This is a genomic window from Caminibacter sp., assembly GCF_053999135.1.
The window spans coordinates 1-16,999 of record NZ_JBMXVQ010000124.1; the positions used below are offsets into that span (position 1 = coordinate 1).

At 31.5% G+C, this 16,999-nt stretch carries 17 protein-coding genes; 13 read left to right on the forward strand and 4 right to left on the reverse strand.

The genetic code is table 11. The features are described 5' to 3' along the window. The 13 genes from ACXJH6_RS08950 to ACXJH6_RS09010 all read left to right on the forward strand — a co-directional run. On the forward strand, window positions 1–397 hold a 397-nt coding region (locus tag ACXJH6_RS08950; protein ID WP_456471415.1), incomplete at its 5' end, for a PDZ domain-containing protein. Window positions 398–444: 47 nt separating this feature from the next. Continuing rightward, the gene (locus tag ACXJH6_RS08955; RefSeq protein ID WP_456471416.1) at window positions 445–1,563 is read left to right on the forward strand and encodes a glycosyltransferase; all 1,119 of its coding nucleotides are present in this window, start codon (window positions 445–447) and stop codon (window positions 1,561–1,563) included. Beyond that, the gene (locus ACXJH6_RS08960) at window positions 1,550–2,746 is read left to right on the forward strand and encodes an ABC transporter ATP-binding protein (RefSeq protein ID WP_456471417.1); all 1,197 of its coding nucleotides are present in this window, start codon (window positions 1,550–1,552) and stop codon (window positions 2,744–2,746) included. The genes ACXJH6_RS08955 and ACXJH6_RS08960 overlap by 14 nt, the downstream gene beginning before the upstream one ends. 53 nt (window positions 2,747–2,799) lie before the next feature. Then, window positions 2,800–4,167, forward strand: coding sequence for a mannose-1-phosphate guanylyltransferase/mannose-6-phosphate isomerase (locus ACXJH6_RS08965; protein WP_456471418.1), 1,368 nt, complete (start codon window positions 2,800–2,802; stop codon window positions 4,165–4,167). Continuing rightward, window positions 4,151–4,948, forward strand: coding sequence for an ABC transporter permease (locus tag ACXJH6_RS08970; RefSeq protein WP_456471419.1), 798 nt, complete (start codon window positions 4,151–4,153; stop codon window positions 4,946–4,948). Before ACXJH6_RS08965 ends, ACXJH6_RS08970 begins: the two co-directional genes overlap by 17 nt. A gap of 10 nt (window positions 4,949–4,958) precedes the next feature. Continuing rightward, complete coding sequence (locus ACXJH6_RS08975) at window positions 4,959–6,239, forward strand: methyltransferase domain-containing protein (protein ID WP_456471420.1); 1,281 nt, start codon at window positions 4,959–4,961, stop codon at window positions 6,237–6,239. Further along, window positions 6,236–7,378: a hypothetical protein gene (locus tag ACXJH6_RS08980; protein WP_456471421.1), complete on the forward strand. Its 1,143-nt coding sequence runs from the start codon at window positions 6,236–6,238 to the stop codon at window positions 7,376–7,378. Before ACXJH6_RS08975 ends, ACXJH6_RS08980 begins: the two co-directional genes overlap by 4 nt. 125 nt (window positions 7,379–7,503) lie before the next feature. Beyond that, complete coding sequence (locus ACXJH6_RS08985) at window positions 7,504–11,559, forward strand: hypothetical protein (protein ID WP_456471422.1); 4,056 nt, start codon at window positions 7,504–7,506, stop codon at window positions 11,557–11,559. A 130-nt stretch (window positions 11,560–11,689) separates the two neighbouring features. Then, window positions 11,690–11,839, forward strand: a complete 150-nt coding sequence (locus ACXJH6_RS08990; protein ID WP_456471423.1) for a hypothetical protein — start codon at window positions 11,690–11,692, stop codon at window positions 11,837–11,839. A gap of 403 nt (window positions 11,840–12,242) precedes the next feature. Continuing rightward, window positions 12,243–12,497: a hypothetical protein gene (locus ACXJH6_RS08995; protein ID WP_456471424.1), complete on the forward strand. Its 255-nt coding sequence runs from the start codon at window positions 12,243–12,245 to the stop codon at window positions 12,495–12,497. Between the two features lie 206 nt (window positions 12,498–12,703). Then, window positions 12,704–12,931 (forward strand): hypothetical protein, encoded by a 228-nt coding sequence (locus tag ACXJH6_RS09000; RefSeq protein ID WP_456471425.1) that lies wholly within the window; start codon window positions 12,704–12,706, stop codon window positions 12,929–12,931. Window positions 12,932–13,214: 283 nt separating this feature from the next. Continuing rightward, window positions 13,215–13,499 carry a virulence associated protein VapD gene (locus ACXJH6_RS09005; RefSeq protein WP_456471426.1) on the forward strand — a complete coding sequence of 95 codons (285 nt, stop codon included), beginning with the start codon at window positions 13,215–13,217 and terminating at the stop codon, window positions 13,497–13,499. Window positions 13,500–13,640: 141 nt separating this feature from the next. Further along, on the forward strand, window positions 13,641–14,213 hold the full coding sequence (locus ACXJH6_RS09010) for a hypothetical protein (RefSeq protein WP_456471427.1): 573 nt from the start codon (window positions 13,641–13,643) through the stop codon (window positions 14,211–14,213). A gap of 69 nt (window positions 14,214–14,282) precedes the next feature. On the opposite strand, the gene ACXJH6_RS09015 is transcribed toward ACXJH6_RS09010, so the two are convergent. Genes ACXJH6_RS09015 through ACXJH6_RS09030 form a run of 4 tightly spaced genes read right to left on the reverse strand, consistent with a single transcriptional unit; the run spans window position 14,283 to window position 16,924 of the window. Next, complete coding sequence (locus ACXJH6_RS09015) at window positions 14,283–14,978, reverse strand: thrombospondin type 3 repeat-containing protein (RefSeq protein ID WP_456471428.1); 696 nt, start codon at window positions 14,976–14,978, stop codon at window positions 14,283–14,285. Next, the gene (locus tag ACXJH6_RS09020; RefSeq protein ID WP_456471429.1) at window positions 14,978–15,253 is read right to left on the reverse strand and encodes a hypothetical protein; all 276 of its coding nucleotides are present in this window, start codon (window positions 15,251–15,253) and stop codon (window positions 14,978–14,980) included. Before ACXJH6_RS09020 ends, ACXJH6_RS09015 begins: the two co-directional genes overlap by 1 nt. Then, window positions 15,250–16,305, reverse strand: a complete 1,056-nt coding sequence (locus ACXJH6_RS09025; RefSeq protein ID WP_456471430.1) for a sensor histidine kinase — start codon at window positions 16,303–16,305, stop codon at window positions 15,250–15,252. Before ACXJH6_RS09025 ends, ACXJH6_RS09020 begins: the two co-directional genes overlap by 4 nt. Further along, on the reverse strand, window positions 16,298–16,924 hold the full coding sequence (locus ACXJH6_RS09030) for a response regulator transcription factor (RefSeq protein ID WP_456471431.1): 627 nt from the start codon (window positions 16,922–16,924) through the stop codon (window positions 16,298–16,300). The genes ACXJH6_RS09025 and ACXJH6_RS09030 overlap by 8 nt, the downstream gene beginning before the upstream one ends. Window positions 16,925–16,999 lie beyond the last annotated feature (75 nt).

Here is a 16,999-nt window from a genome sequence, read left to right on the forward strand (position 1 = left end):
CGCGGGGGAACTTAGAAACAAAATAGCCTTTAAGGGAGCCGGTTCAAAAGTTACCCTGAAAATATACAGAAACGGAAAATATATAACCGTAACAGCAACTTTAAAAGCCTTAAAAACAAAAAAAGAAACGGTTGAGGATATAGAAACGTTAAAAGGCGTAACACTGGCTCAGGAGAAAAACAGCGTAAAAATAGCCGATATCGACCCTAACAGCTATGCTGCGAGAATGGGGCTTCAAAAAGGTGATGAAATTTTGAGAATCAAAACGATAAAAACAGGTAAATGGGTAAAAGTCCGTTCTATAGAAGACGTTAAAAAACTTCTAAAAGACCTTGACAAGGGTGACGCTTTAGTGGAAGTCAAAAGAAAAAAAGAATTCTTCATAATCCAGCTTTAAAACTTCTTTTTTTCTTTTTGTTATAATCACGCTTAAAAAGGCTGTTTGTGACGTATTTGGAAATTAATACGCTCCTTAATTGGACAAGAAGTCCTGTGGGTATTGTAAAAACTTTATTGGAATTTGCAAAAAGGTTTGACGGAGAGTATTTATACTTTAATAAAGAGAAAGAAGAGTTTTATAAAGTTAAAAAACAGACCGTGTTGGACCATATAAAAAATATTGAAAAAAATAATTATATTAAGCCTTTTATTGATGAGAAACGGACATACTCTTTATCTAAAAACGATACTTATATATCAATAGGGCTTGATTGGGATTACAGCGATTATGAAAAACTTTTCTTTTTAAAAAAGGAAAAAAAATTTAAATTTATAGGATGTGTTTACGACCTTATTCCTGTTAATTATCCTCATTTAGTGGTAAATGATTATTTTTCGAAAATATTTTTTCATCATCTGGTAAATCTTTTATATTTGGCTGACGGGATATTTTGTATTTCGGATTTTACTAAAAAAGAATTAGAAAACTTTATAAAAGATAACTATATAGATACGGAAGCAAAAATAAAAACCATTTATTTGGGAGATAATATTCATAAAAACTCCAAAAAAGTTTTAAGACCCCATAACGAAAATAATTTTATAATGTATGTTTCCACCGTAGAGATAAGAAAAAATCATTTATTGTTATTAAAAGCGTATAAGGAGCTTTTGAATGAAATAAATCTTCCGGATTTGATTTTTGTGGGAATGAGGGGATGGGGGGTTGATGATGTTTATGATTTTTATGAAAAAAATCCGCAGTTGCATAATAAAGTGTTTTTTTATGAGGACGTAGATGATGAAGAACTGGCTTATTTATATAAAACGGTAAAATATACACTTTTCCCTTCTGAGGTAGAAGGGTGGGGACTTGCAAGCAGAGAGTCTATGGCGTTTGGAAAACCGGTTCTTATATCAGAAGCCGAAGCTTTAAAAGAAGCTACACAGGACCTTATGTTGAATTTACCAAATGATAAAGATTATTGGATAGAAGCTGTTAAACTTATGGAAAATAAAGATGTGTATAATTTTTTTGTAAATGAGATAAAAGAGAAGTTCAGACTTAGAAGCTGGGACGAGTTTTACTTAGAATTCAGGGAGTTCATAAATGAATGCTCTTGAAGTGAAAAATCTTACAAAAATATACAAACTTTATAAAAAACCCTCTCACCGTCTTATAGAAATTTTTTTTAAGAAAAATATGCATAAAAAATTTTACGCCAACAAAAACATCACTTTTTCCCTTAAGAAAGGAGAAACTTTAGGCATAATAGGGCTAAACGGTGCTGGCAAATCGACTCTTTTAAAGCAGATTGCGGGAATTATATCGCCTTCGTCGGGAGAGATAAAAAAATACGGAAGAATAACCGCACTTTTAGAACTTGGCACGGGATTTAATTTTGAGCTCAGCGGCAGAGAAAACATTTATTTAAACGGTATGCTTATAGGAATGTCAAAAAGCGAAATTGATAAAAAAGTCGATGCAATTATAGATTTTAGCGAACTTAACGAATTTATTGAAGAACCTCTTAAAAATTATTCAAGCGGTATGATTATGAGACTTGCTTTTTCAATAGCCATTTTCAGCGAGCCTGATATTTTAATCGTGGATGAGGCTTTAAGCGTAGGGGATGCCCATTTTAGCGCCAAAAGTTTTAACGCTATTAAAAAGCTTAAAGAAAAAGCTTCTAGCATAATTTTTGTTTCTCATGATTTAAACGCCCTTAAAATTTTATGCGACCGTGTAATTTTGTTAAATAAAGGGGAAATCGTTCAGCAGGGTGAGCCTGAAGATGTAATAAATAAATATAATTATTATATTGCCAAAATGAACGACAAAGAAGGTATTATCATAGAAAGCAATAAAGAATTCGGTTCGATGGATGTTGAAATTACCGGGATAAATATATACGGAAAGGAATCTAAAAGCAGTGTTATATCTTCAGGAGAAGAGGGAATTATTGAAATAGGGATAAAAGCGAATAAGAATATAGAAAATAAAACGGTCGGGATTTTAATAAGGGATAAATTCGGGCAGGATATATTCGGGACTAATACTTTTTATTATAACAAGCCCCTTAGTCTTAAAAAAGGTGAGAAAGCTTTAGTAACGTTTAATATGCCGTTTAATATAGGAATCGGGAATTATACTCTTACCGTTGCTGTTCATTCTGACGAAAGGCACAATAATGAATGTTTAATATGGAAAGACAAAGCCGCGGAATTCGAAATAGCGGGAATAAAAGGAGAGATGTTTACGGGAATATGCAAACTTTCTCCTTCTATCGAAATTAAAACTTTTTAATATATTATAATTTGATATAATCCCAATTAATTTTATAATTTTAAGGATGAGAAGTGAAAAACGTTATATTATGCGGAGGAAGCGGTACGAGACTGTGGCCTCTTAGCCGCAGGCTTATGCCAAAACAGTTTTTAACACTGTTTGACGATAAAAAAAAATCCCTTTTTCAAAAGACCATCGAAAGAAACGCTTCTATTGCCGATAAATTAATGGTTATTACCAATTCCGAGCATTATTTTATAGCGTTAGACCAGCTTGAGGATTTAAAAAATGAAAAATTTAATATAAGCAATACTAGGTTTTTATTGGAAGAGACCGGTAAAAACACTGCTCCTGCCATTGCTTTTGCCGCTTTGGAAAGCGGGGAAGAAGAAATACTTTTCGTAACCCCAAGCGACCATTTGATAAAAGATTATACGGAATATGAAAAAGCTGTAAAAGAAGCTAAAAAACTTGCCGAAGAAGGTTATTTGGTGACATTTGGCATAACTCCCGACGAACCCCATACCGGGTACGGATATATCGAACATAAAGGAAACAGCGTTATCCGTTTTCATGAAAAACCCGATAAAGAGACTGCCGAAAAATATTTCAAAAACGGAAATTTTTTATGGAACAGCGGAATGTTTATGTTTAAAGCCGGAGTATATCTTAAAGAGCTCAAAAAATATTCTCCAAAAGTATATGAAAAGATAATTAAATCATTTGAAACAAGGCAGGAATTGGATACCCATACCAGAATTAGGGAAATGAAAGATATTCCTGATATCAGTATAGACTATGCCGTTATGGAAAAAAGCGATAAAATAAAAGTCGTAAAAAGCGGATTTGAATGGAATGATGTCGGCAGTTTTGATTCTCTTATAAAAGAGATTGAATCCATTAAAGCAGAGGAGATTGAGTGTAGAAATAATTTTTATTATTCCGACGATAAAAAAAAGGTAATAGCCGCTATAGGGCTTGAAAATTATATAATAATAGACACCAAAGACGCTTTGTTAATATCCAAAAAAGGGGAATCTCAAAAAGTAAAAGATATAGTAAAATCTTTAAAAGAAAAAAACGGGGAAATCACCACTTCTCATATAAAAGTTCACAGACCGTGGGGGACTTATGAGGAGCTTATTACCGATAAGGGTTATAAAGTTAAAAAGATTACCGTAAAACCTGGCAAAAGGCTCTCTTTGCAAAAGCATTTTCACAGAAGTGAACATTGGATTGTAGTCAGCGGAACGGCTGAGGTCCGTGTAGGGGATAAAACTTATTTAGTCAGACCTAACGAATCTACTTATATAAAAATGGGGGAAATCCACAGGCTCAGCAATCCCGGAAAAATCCCGGTGATTTTAATAGAGGCTCAGGTGGGGGAGTATTTAAAAGAAGATGATATTGTAAGAATAGAAGATGATTATAAAAGATAAAATAAAAGGTTTTATTTTCAACCTGAAACTTGGGTTTGAATTCGCAAAAAGAGATTTGCAGGAGAGATATGCCGGAACAAATTTCGGTCATCTCTGGCTTTTGATTTCGCCTCTTATTACTATTTTTATTTATACCGTAATATTTTCCGATTTTATGAAAATGAAAATGAATATCGTAAACAGCGAATATGCCTACAGCATATATCTTATCCCCGGGCTTATAAGCTGGAATTTTTTTTCCACAGTGGTTTTGAGGCTTACGGGTTCGGTTTTGGATAAGTCTTATTTACTGAAAAAAGTTAATATTCCTATGTATGTATATTATATTTCAATAGTTCTGAGCGAGTCCGTTATATATATAACGGGTATGGTTTTGGGAGTTGTGTTTTTGCTGCTTGTGCATCATCATATCGGAATATCTTTTTTAATACTCCCTTTTTTGATGTTTCTGGTTGCTCTTTTTGCTTTTGGGCTTGGAGTCGTTTTTTCTCTGTTTACCCCGTTTTTTAAGGATTTTAGGGAAATAATAAATATTATTTTACAGCTTTGGTTTTGGCTGACGCCTATTATTTACGTAAAAGAGCTTATTTATTCAAAATATCCTTATCTTGTGGATTACAATCCTCTTTATTTTTTTATAGAGCCTATGCAGACGCTTTTTTTGTATGATAAAGTTTTGTGGTCGGATATAAAAGCGGCTTTTTTGATTGCTTTGGTTACGCTTTTGGCGGCTTCTTTTCTTTATAAAAAGCTTATTTCCGAAATAAAAGACATTATTTAAAAGGTTTTAAATGACAAAAGAAGATATAAAATCCATGCTTGAAAAAAAAGTATTGATAAGAAAAACGGCTATACCTTTTATTCATAAAGAAATAATCTTGCCTAAAAAAGAAACATATATCTATGAGGATTTTATTTTTTTGCCGAAAGAGGATTTTTTAAAAAAGGCTTATAACGTTTTTTTGAGAAGAGAACCTGATAAAGAAGGATATAATTATTACATGGAGCTTTTAAACAGAGGCGTTACGAAAAGCGAGGTTTTAACTTATATCTATTTTTCTCCCGAATCTAAAAAAAACCCAAAGCTTCTCGGGGCTAAAAAACGTTTTTGGCTTTATAGGTTTTTTAAGCTGCCTTTTATAAGATACTTATATTTTTTATACAAACTTCCTAAAATTTTGCCGGCGGTTGAAGATAATATTTCTTATCTTAATAAAAATCTTATAAAAGCGGAGGAGATTAACGGGCGTATTGAAAAAATAAATGAAGTTAATTTATTATTTGCAGAAAAAAGTATTGAATGCGGGAATAATATTATGAAAATACAACAAGAAATAGATAAGGTAAAAGAAAATATTAAAAATCAATATTATAATATGAAAAACTTAACAGAAAAAATACAAAAAGAAATAGAATCTCTAAAACCTCCTAAAAACATTCCTTTTTTTTATGAAGAAAAAGCGGATTTCAAAATCACCCAAAAAGATGAATATTTGGCTTTAGAAGAAATATTTTATCCTGAGGTGCTGGTAAAAGAAAAACAGAAAATTTATTTAAGATATGTTAAAAACAGAAAAAAGTGGCTTGATGTCGGATGCGGCAGGGGCGAGTTTTTGAGCATATTGAAAAATGCAGGAATAGATGCCGTAGGAATAGATATAAATAAAGCTTCTGTAAAAAAATGCGAGAAAATCGCAAAAGCTTATGAAAAAGACGTAAACGCTTATTTGAAAGAAACAAAAGAGAAGTTTGATGGAATTTCGGCCCTGCAGGTTGTAGAACATCTTAATTATGAATATTTAAAAGAATTTTTGTCTCTTGCTTATGAAAAACTGAAAGAAGGAGGGGTTATTATTCTTGAAACTCCAAATCCTAAAAACATAGAGGTTCTCAAAAATTTTTATATAGACCCTACCCACAAAAAGCCCGTTCCTCCCGAACTTCTTGCTTTTTTGGTTAAATTTGCCGGGTTTGAGGATGTAAAAATCGTATATTCACAGCCTACAAATCCCAATTCTCCTAATCTTGAAGAAAACTACAACGATTATGCGGTTATAGGAATCAAAAAATGAATATAGTAATGCTAAGCGCTTATCCCCTCAAAAATCCTCTTCACGGAGGACAGATACGCTCTTTTAAAATAAGAGAGTTTCTTTCTTCTTTTGCAGACGTATATCATTTTTCCGTTTCGCATAAAGCCCATAAAGAATTTGAAGAGAGTGATTTTGTTGTCGGGGATGATGTTTTATTCGAATATACGCAAAATCCTTTATGTTTTGATTTGGCAATCAGTGAATTTTCAAAAAGCGATAAGTTTTTGAATTTTCTTAAAAAAAGACTGCCGAAAAAAATAGATTATATTTTTTTAGAACAGCCCTGGCTTTATCCCGCCGTCGAAAAACTCGGAATCGATGCCAATATAATATATTCTTCCCAAAACGTGGAATATCTGACAAAAGAAAACATATTAAAAGCCCACAATATAACGGATACGGATTGTGTCAGCCGAATAAGAGAGCTTGAAAAAAAAGTCATAAAAAAAAGCCTTTATACAATTACCGTTTCAAAAGAAGATAAAAAATGTTTTGAAAATCTTGCAAAAGGTAACTGTATCGTAGCTCCCAACGGAGCCGAACCCATAAAGGCTGATGAATATATATTAAACGATATAAAAAAGAAATACAAAAACAAAAAACTTCTTTTTTTCGTGGGCAGCGATTATCCTCCAAACGCCATAGGCTTTTGGGAGATGCTGGGCAATTTGGCTCATCTTCGCCCCGATGAGATTATACTGGTCGGCGGGAGGGTCGGGAACATTATATATGATTATATGCCAAAAGAGTATGTGAATTGTGAAAAACTTATATCCTCAAGAATGAAAATTCTAAGAACGCTTTCAAAAAAAGAGCTTCACTCTTTTATCGCCGCAAGCGAGGTGATTTTGCTCCCGATTACTTCCGGGGGAGGGTCCAACCTCAAAACCGCCGAAGCCTTCGTATCAAAAAAGAAAACCGTAGCGACCTTTTTTGCTCTTAGGGGGTATGATGTTAAAAATCTGCCTTTTGTATTCGGGTCGAAATCAAAAGAAGAATTTGTTTTAAATATAAAAAGAGCCCTTTTGACTCCTTATAAATCTTTTAAAGCGGTCGATACAAGCGGTTTTTTATGGGAAAATACCTTAAAAAACATAAAAAAGATATTTATTTTTTAAATTTTTGTTAAAAATTAAGAATTTTTTTTGCTATAATATCATCGTAATACTAGAGGTAATGCTTAAGTAATGTAAATTGTGCTAACATTACGGAGTAAAAACCTAAAATCACAAAAGGAGAGAAAATGGCACTAAGCAAAGAGACAGTAGCGCAATTATACGTTGCCTTATTTCAGAGAGCGGCAGCGAAAGACGAGCTAGATAGTTGGTATAAATGGGCGGAAGACAATAACGCCGATATGAACAAATTAGCGGGAGCTATGTTGTATTCAGCCGTACAGGTGGCAAAAAGCGACGAAGATGCGGCTAAATTTTATCCGGATTATGCGAATTTGGGAGATACGACAGTAACGGCTGACCAGGCAAAAGCGATAATCGAGAATGTATACAGCCTGTTACTGGGGAAAGACTATACGACAGACCCTGATGGAATCGACGGATGGGTAAAAAACGTAGTTGACAACGGAGGAACATACACAGCTCTTGGAGATACATTGGCTGGAATAGTATATGTTGCCAACCAATACGCAAACGGAGAGCTTGAAGCTACAGATGATGCAACAAAAAAAGCGGTAGAAGCGTTCAAAAACAAAACACAAGCCGCGGTTGAAACAGCTGAGACTATACCTACAAACGACCCTACAGGGGACGGAAAAGTAGATTTTGACGTATTTCAAAACATTGTAAAAGTGGTAACAGACGACCCTGCTACAATCGACGAAGCAAAAAAAGTAATCGAAGATTACACACCAAAAAGTTTTGATTTAAGCACGGCAAAAGAAGAAATCTTAGGAAACGACGCTGCAAATACATTTAAAGCAGTGGTATCTGCACTTAGTAGCGAAGCTACACTAAACAGCGGAGATAAAATCGACGGAAAAGGTGGAGTCGATACGTTAGATATTGATATGAAAGGAAGTTTTGCTGGCGTTGGAAACGATGGATATATTAAAAATATAGAAAAAGTAGGTTTAACAAATAATACTACAATCAACAGAACATTTGACGCTACAAATGTAACAGGGGTAGATACTTATAATCTAACAGGAAGCTCTAGCGGAAATTCTATAAGTTTAACAAATTTAGAAAAAGCTGGTATCACTGTTAATCTAAAAGATATGTCTCAAAATTTATCAATTGGATTTGATAGTAATACTGATTTGTCAGGCACAAGCGATGCTATGATTCTTGGAGTTAATAATCTTGGAAAAGCAGACCCAACTCCTGATAACGGATCAGATGATGCTACATATACAAAAATTACAATGGATAAAATTGAAGATGTTACAATCAATACAACGGATGCGAAAAGTTATATAGATTTAAGCGGACTTAGCGCATCAACATCTGTAACGGTAAAAGGCGATCAAGATTTAGCAGTTAAAAATATAGCTTCAACTCTAAAAACTTTCGATGCTTCAGAAAATAGCGGTGCCGTTACTGCAACATTTAAAAACGTAACTGCAGGAGCATTAAAAACAATTAAAACTGCCGAAAAAGACGATGTGGTGTCAATTAATTCATCAGTTGTAACTTCAGCTCCTGAAATTAATTTAGGGGATGGAAAGGACGAATTAAAATTAAATGTGGATGCTTCAAGTGCAGTAACTATGCAACCTAAAATGAGTGGAGTAGAAACATTACATTTAACAGGATTAAATAGTAATTTAACTTTCTCAGCTTCACAAACAAGCGGTCTTGAAAATGTAATATTTGATGTAGATAAAAGCAATGGAAACAAAGCAACGTTGGCAAATGTAGGAGATAGTGATATTAATTTAAAAATTGCTAACTCATCAAGCACATCAGCTTTAAATAATCAAGGTGCAACTATTCAGCTTGATAACTCAGGAAATGTAACTGTTGATGTAACTGACAAAGCAGCTAGTACTACATCAACATCAAATGATAATACAACAGTTACTTTAACAAAAGCACAATCAGCAACTATAAATATAGGAAAATCAATTACAGAAAGCGGAACATTTACAGCAAGCAGTGCATCTCAAGTGACATTAAATGTTGATAGTGCACTTGATAGTAGCAATACTGAAACAACTAAATTTACAGGAAATTTAGTTGCGGCAAAAGCAACTGACGTGACTATCGATGCAAAAGGGCAAGTTACATTAAATAACACCAGTTCACTTGCAAAAGCTCAAAATATTACTTTAAAAGCTGAAAATAAAACAGCTTCTAAAATAGACTTAACAAATGGAACTAATACTACAGCAGCACAATTTTTGAACTTAAAAGCAGCATCTTCTGTAAATCTAAGCGGGGATGGACAAATTGTATTAGGACATATAGGAACTGACGGAACAACTCCGGTTGATTATAATTTAACAGTTACAGCAAGCGGATTATCTAAAGGGTTAGATTTTAATAATGTTGCTACAAAACAAAACTTAACATTAGATTTAAGTGATGTAACAGGAAAAATTAACGCAAACACTACTACAAATGCAACACTTACAGGTGCAAATGTAACGGTAAATGCAAGCGGATTGTTAGATAATATTCGACTTGGAACAGTAGATGCGAATACTGCAAAAAACGGAACTGCTGATTTAGATTTTTCAAACAACTTAGGAACAGTAACTGTTGGTAATATTGGTGGTACTAGAGCATTTGATACAATCAAAGTAAATACAAGTAATGTAAGTAAAGCGGTAAGTATTGGAAGTTCTACGGCGGATACAGAAGTAAATATTAATGCAAGCGGTGCATTAAATAACGTAACTATAGGTGCTATCTCTCAAGGTGGGACAGGTGCAGGAAAACAAGGTGTAAATAGCGTAACAGTTGATTTGAGTGGAAGTTTAGGCACAAATACAATCGGAACTGATGATCCTATAACAACAACTAGAGATATAAAAGTAATTAGCAGTTTAACATACAAAGCAGGTGCAACTAATGCTACTAACTCAAGTAATGGATTAGATATATTAATCGACAATGACGGAACGCATAATTTTACAGGTGACCTGACAGGAAACGGTAAAGCTGAAACAATCTGGTTTACATTAGCAAACAATAAAAAAGAAAAAGTTGTATTAAAAGGTGATATGGGAACTGAAACAACAGGAACAGATAATATAACTGTAGATGCATCAAGTGTTACTACATCATCTAACAATGTAACAATTGATATTTCAGCGCTTAAAAATTATGACTCTTCAACTCTAACTGGTGGTGCAGGTGCCAATACAATCACAGGTGGTGCTGGAAATGACTCAATTACAGGTGGTGGAAGTGCGGATACTCTAAAAGGTGGAAAAGGTAATGACACTATTACAGGTGGTGCCGGAAATGACACAATGGACGGTGGCGCTGGTAGCGATACGTATGTAATTAATACAGCATCCAGCACAAACAGCGATAAAATTAAAGATAGCGGAACAAGCAGTAGTGATACTGATATATTAAGATTTGATAATTCAGCAGATTTCACTAATGTAACAGCTGATGGAACAAACAAAAAAATCAATACTGATATGGGAATTGAGACTATTAAATTTGGAGCAAATAGTGTAACAGCAACAGTAAGCTCAGCACAAATCAGTGGAGAAAGTTTAACAATAAATTTTGATAGTAAAACAAGTACTACATTAGCAGTAAACGGAACATCAAACGCTGATACTATTGATTTAAGCAACCTAACAGTTTCAAATGCTAGCGCATCATCAACTATACAAATCACAGGTGGTGCTGATAATGACACAATTACACTTAGTGGCGGAGTTGATACTGTAAAGTTTGACACAGAAGCAAATAATGGAGATGATACTATCAAATCATTTACAGTAGGTGCAAATAAAGATGTAATTGACTTCATTACTAATGAAGCTACACAGACTGATTATAATGAAACAGATGTAAGTGGTGGTGCTGTTGATTTAAGTAGTGCTTCTCATGGATTAGAAATCCTATGTGGTGCAAGTGCAAATTCATTGTCAGAAGGAGATGTTAAAACATTTATAAATGCTAAAATTTCAAAAGTTAAAGCAAATGATGTGATTTATTTTGTAGTAACTGATGGGAATAATGCAGGGATTTATCTAGGAACAGAAACAGATGGTGCAGATGGTGGTGTTGATACTGTTAAATTAATTGCTACACTAGAAGGAATTCACGATCTTACAGCATTTGATGCTACAAACTTTGCAGATTTCTCATAAAAGGAAACGATATGAGTTTCCTTTCTCTTTTTGTTTTTTTAAATAAAGTTCAACAAAAGATCGGTAGAAAAGAGTAGGAAAATGGGGATATAGTTAGTTAAAAAATGATGATCTGATTATGGAGGTTATGATGAAATCTAATTTAGTTAGTATAGTTAAAAAAAAAGGATTAAAAAGTAAAAAATCTGCAAGGAAATCAAAAGGAAACAGGGCGATAGTAGGAAGTATGGTGGATGAGAAAAAGTTAATGTCTTTTATTGAGAGTTTAGATGATAAGTAATTTTAAAAGATGGCAGGAGCCTGCCATCTTTTAAAATTATAGGGCAATATCTCATATATACAGAGCTACTCTTGACGGATATAAAGATATAATTAAAGAAAACTCAATTTTTCTATATTTTAATGAATCGTTACGAAATGAGTATTATGATGTTAGAGAAAAAGAATCTGAAATAATTGGAGAAAAATCGATTGATAAAAAAATAGAAGTTATTAATGATTATAAAAAAATTGCATTAAATATATTAGAAGTAAAAAATTTGATGGAATGATTTAAGTAAATCAAAGGGGAAGAAAAGATATTCAAATCTATTGAACTAAATTAGTCAGGGGTTGAAAAATGTCGGGGAGTTATCAAAGTTACTGGAGAGTAGTTTTGGTAACTAAAACTAAAGGAGTAAAAAATGCTATATTGTTTATGTAAAAATAATGATGACAATACATATCATTTGTTTGAATGTAAAAAAGAATTGGATGGTTGCTATTTAAAAAGTGGAAAGTCTTTTTGTAAAAAAGAAACATTAAGTAATTCATATAAACATGAATGTAAATTTACTTGTGAAGATATAAAAGAAGCAAGAATAAAGATAGCTGAATTGGCAAATAAAGGTGAGCAAATTTGTGGAGTTTGTGTTTCAACATTGTATAAAAATGAATAACAAGAACAAAAGAGAAAAAGAGGTCAAAGGGGTTAGGGCTTGAAAAAGTTGAATTTTATTTAGTGACTCACACTAAACTATTAACCGTAGCTTCCCATCACTAACAGCTAGTTCATCCACTTATCAATTTACAGTAATGTAGCAATTTTTGATTTTATTTTGTATAGCTATCCCTATTTTTTTGCTATAATAAAAAAGACTAAAATTTGGCAAAAATAGATAAACAAAAAGAAAAAATAGTTTTTTGGAGAACATTATTTTTCTTTTTATTGGCTTCAATATTTGGATTGGTTACTTTTATTTTCACAAAATATTTAACTTTAAATAATTTGCAATTGATTCTATCGAATATTGCAGGTGCTTTTTTGTTAATAGGTATAATTGCAGTAGCAGTTAAATTAAAAAAAGAAATTGATAAAATAGGAGATATGTAATGATATATGTGATTACTTTAATGTTTATGGCAATTATAGCAGTCGCAAGTGTTTTTTTTATTTTTTCTGATGAAAAAATAAAAAGGAGTCAGGACTTGTCTTGAATTTAAAAAAAGTAACAAATAGGTTAAAGTGAGATACCAATCCCAAAAAAAATCAAAAATCAAAGGGGTCAGGACTTGAAAAAGTTGAAAAATCAAACAATTTTACTTCGATTTATTCCTATTGATTCTATTCTCTTCTATTTTTGTTATAATTAAAAAAAAATTTATAAAGGTTCTTTATGTATGCGATTTCTTTTGATATGGAGGTAGCAAAATTAAAAGAAAATTATGGAGAGCCTTATAATCCAGCATATGATGAAATAAGAAAAACAATGGATACTTTAGGTTTTGAATGGGTACAAGGGAGTCTTTATATAACAAAAGATACAAATAATAATTTAACATATGTGTATAAAGCAATAGATACGTTAAAACAAATTGAGTGGTTTAAAAAGTCAGTAAGAGATATTAGGGCTTTTAAAGTTGAAGATTGGAGCGACTTTACAGAAATTGTTAAAAGTTAATCACTTCCAAGAATTAAAGGGGTCAGAGCTTGAAAAGCTGAAAAAATCAAACAATTTTACTCCGGTTTATTTCTATCGATTCTATTTTTCTCTATTCAATTCTATTTTTTGATATAATAAACAAAAAAAGGAAAAAAAATAATGAAATATATAGTAGTATTATTAATAACTACATTTTTATTTGCTACACCAGCTACAAAAGAAGATATAAAAGAGATAAAACAAGATATAAAATTACTTATACAAAAGGTAGATAATTTAGATAAAAAAGTATATGCAAATACACTTAAAATAGATATGTTTGAAAAAAATATGAATCAAAGATTTGAGGCAATAGATAAAAGATTTGAGATGATGAATGAGAGTTTTAACAAAAGATCTGAAGCAATAAATAAAAGATTTGAGATGATGAATGAGAGTTTTAACAAAAGATTTGAAGCAATAGATAAAAGATTCGAAACAATAGATAAACGATTTGAAATACTTACAAATTTTATGATGGCATTAACAGGAGGAATATTTGGGCTTATAGGATTTATGATGTGGGATAGGAGGACGGTTGTAGATAGAGCGAGAAGAGATATAGAAAATTCAGAGATAATTAATAAGAAAGCGGATAAAGAATATGTGGATAGGCTTATAAAAGCTGTGAATGAGTTATTAGCAAAAGATGAAATGGCAAGAGAAGTGTTTAAAAAGTATGGGTTGATATAAAATAGAATCAATGGAATCGAAAAATAAAAGAACCAAAGGGGTCAGGACTTGAAAAGTTGAATTTTTGATTTATTGGGTTTTCCAAATAGTTCCGATAGAAAAGTAATAATCTTTTATATGGTTGTTGGTTCCTGTTGATATGTTCGTAAAAAAAGAAAGTTTTTTGTTTATTTTATAAGTGGTGTAAATTCCTGTAAAGTTTTTGTGGTTGTTTATATAATAAAGATTATAAGGTTTTATTTTTATGTGTCTGTTTATTTTAAAATCTTTTGAAACAGTAATTAAATTATTGTATGAGGTATCTTTAAATTTATGCTCAAAAGATATACTCGCAAAATCAGTATAAAGTTTTAAATAAAAAGAAAAATATTTTCTGCCAAAACGGGTTTTGAAATAGTATTTTAATTTCATTTTTAATTTATCCGTTTTTATTCCGGCGAATATATTTTTTGTATTAAACGCATATCCTTTTTCATATTTTATTTTCGAAAGAAACGAACCGACGAAATAATTTTTGTAATAAAATACAGGACTGAAAAATAAAGACGAATAAATTTTATCTTCTATAAAGTCTTTTTCGGTTCCTATGTAAATTTTTAGGTATTTTTCTTTTTTTAAAGATTTTACCGGACATCCGTATTTATTGACTATCGTCAAAAAAGGTGTATTTGGACATCTGTCTATTTCGTCGGGCACTCCGTCAAGGTCGGAGTCTTTTGCAAACAGTAAAGCCGTAACGAATAATATAAAAAAAATTTTTTTCATTATTTTCCTTCCATATTTGGATTTTCTATTATCAAATCTTCTTCTGTGTCCTGAGTTTGAATATTTTGGGATTTTAAGAGTTTTTTTAGAATTTTAAGTCTTTGCATTTCGTTTAATTTTAAAATCTCCTGTTTTATTTCGTTCATGAGCTTATATCTTTTTTCAGGTGGAAGTTTGTTTAACATTTCTATCTTTTTATCAAGTTCGGTGAGATTGGAATCCGATGCGGTTAAAAAACAGGCCGTTATAAATAATATATAAAAGGTTTTTTTCATTTATGAACCTCGATATTTTTTAGGTTTAAAGATACTTTTGTTCCTTTATCCAGTTCTGAGTCTATTGAAATTTCTATTTTTAATTCTTCGCACAGTTTTTTAACTATATTCATACCTATTCCGATTCCTCTTTCATGTTCTTTATAAAATCTTTCAAAGATTTTTGAAGGATTTTTTATTCCTGTACCAGTGTCTTCTATTATAAGATTGTTTTTTTTATTGTATATATAAATACTGCCGTTTTTTTTATTATATTTAAAGGCATTGCTCAGAATATTATGAATAATGCTTTTAAATGCGTTTTTATTGGTGCTTAGTTTGATGTTGTCAATATTTGTTTTTACGGAAATATGCGGATATAACGGAGAGAGTGTTTTTATTTCATCATCTATGATTTTTTTTAATTCAAACGTTTCTTTTTGGTTAGGAATGGAATTAAGAAACGATTTTAAGTTTTCCTGCAGTTTAAGAATGGAATTAACGCTGCTTTCTATTTTGGAAACGGTTTTCTCATCGCATTTGTTTTTTTTAAGTCGGTAAAGGTTTATTTTTATGGAAGAAAGAGGCGTGTTGAAGTCATGTAAAATATCTTTTATAAATGTTTCGTTTATCTTTAAAGCTTTTCTCAAAGGCGAAAGGGCGTAAAAGGCAAGAAGCAGAGATGTAAAAAAAATAAAGACAATTTGAAACAGAAAGGATTTAAAAATCTTTTGGTTTATAAGGTTTATTTTTTTGTGGTAAATTTCAAGCGGCATACCTATTTTTAGATAATTTTTTTTCAAAAAAGGGGTTTCTGCCAAAATATATATTTCTTTATCGTTTTTCATAAGAGTGAGTATATTTTTTGAACTTTCTTTTTTTTCAAAAGAAATATTGATGTTTTTGCAGTTTAATTTGTACGAACATATTTCAAGCTCCCTTTTTATCGATGAATTAAGATTGTGGATTTGAATTTTTCTTTCCTGTAAATTTATTAATATAATCAGTATTAGTTGTATAAAGAAAAAAATGGCAAAATTTATAAAAAAGGCTTTTTTTTCGTATTTATTCAATAATATATCCTTGACCTCTTATTGATTTTATATCTATATTCAGTTTGTCTTTTATTTTTTTTATGGTAACTCTCAGGGCGTTGTCGTTTTGCTGTTCGAAAAAAGAGAGTAGAGTGTCTTTAGAAACTATCCTTCCTTTGTTTTCCACAAGTGTTTTTAAAATATTGTATTGAATGTGTCCGAGCGGAACGATTTTGCCGTTTTTTTTCACTATGTTTTGAGAGGTGTCTATTTCTATATTTTTGTATGAGACGGTATTTAAAGGTGTTTTTAGTTTTGCTTTTACGCGTATTAAAAATTCTTCTATTTCAAAGGGTTTTTTTATATAATCTTCCGCCCCTATATCAAACGCTTTTGCTATTGTTTTAATATCAGTTAGGGCGCTTATGTATATAACCGGTGTTTTGTCGTCTGCTTCTCTAAGGTTTTTTAGAACTTCAATACCGTTTTCCTCCGGAAGATTAATATCAAAGATATACAGATTATAAGTATTGTGAAATGTTTTTTCATATGCTTCCTCGGGTGTCTGGGCTATATCCACTTCGAAATTTTCCTCTGTTAAAAGTTCTTTTAAAGAGTCGGCTAGTATATAATCGTCTTCTAAAATAAGTATTTTCATAAATTTGCCTTTTAAACTTTTATTGGGCTTTTTAACATAAAAATTTTATCATAATATTTGGTATTATTATCTTAA

What these genes read in the sequence shown, in the direction of transcription:
- ACXJH6_RS08975 (WP_456471420.1), top strand. Translation starts at nt 4,959, where the DNA reads ATGACAAAAGAAGATATAAAATCCATGCTTGAAAAAAAAGTATTGATA.
- ACXJH6_RS08960 (WP_456471417.1), top strand. Translation starts at nt 1,550, where the DNA reads ATGAATGCTCTTGAAGTGAAAAATCTTACAAAAATATACAAACTTTAT.
- ACXJH6_RS08985 (WP_456471422.1), top strand. Translation starts at nt 7,504, where the DNA reads ATGGCACTAAGCAAAGAGACAGTAGCGCAATTATACGTTGCCTTATTT.
- ACXJH6_RS09005 (WP_456471426.1), top strand. Translation starts at nt 13,215, where the DNA reads ATGTATGCGATTTCTTTTGATATGGAGGTAGCAAAATTAAAAGAAAAT.
- ACXJH6_RS08970 (WP_456471419.1), top strand. Translation starts at nt 4,151, where the DNA reads ATGATTATAAAAGATAAAATAAAAGGTTTTATTTTCAACCTGAAACTT.
- ACXJH6_RS09030 (WP_456471431.1), bottom strand. Translation starts at nt 16,924, where the DNA reads ATGAAAATACTTATTTTAGAAGACGATTATATACTAGCCGACTCTTTA.
- ACXJH6_RS08990 (WP_456471423.1), top strand. Translation starts at nt 11,690, where the DNA reads ATGAAATCTAATTTAGTTAGTATAGTTAAAAAAAAAGGATTAAAAAGT.
- ACXJH6_RS09015 (WP_456471428.1), bottom strand. Translation starts at nt 14,978, where the DNA reads ATGAAAAAAATTTTTTTTATATTATTCGTTACGGCTTTACTGTTTGCA.
- ACXJH6_RS09010 (WP_456471427.1), top strand. Translation starts at nt 13,641, where the DNA reads ATGAAATATATAGTAGTATTATTAATAACTACATTTTTATTTGCTACA.
- ACXJH6_RS08995 (WP_456471424.1), top strand. Translation starts at nt 12,243, where the DNA reads ATGCTATATTGTTTATGTAAAAATAATGATGACAATACATATCATTTG.
- ACXJH6_RS08980 (WP_456471421.1), top strand. Translation starts at nt 6,236, where the DNA reads ATGAATATAGTAATGCTAAGCGCTTATCCCCTCAAAAATCCTCTTCAC.
- ACXJH6_RS09020 (WP_456471429.1), bottom strand. Translation starts at nt 15,253, where the DNA reads ATGAAAAAAACCTTTTATATATTATTTATAACGGCCTGTTTTTTAACC.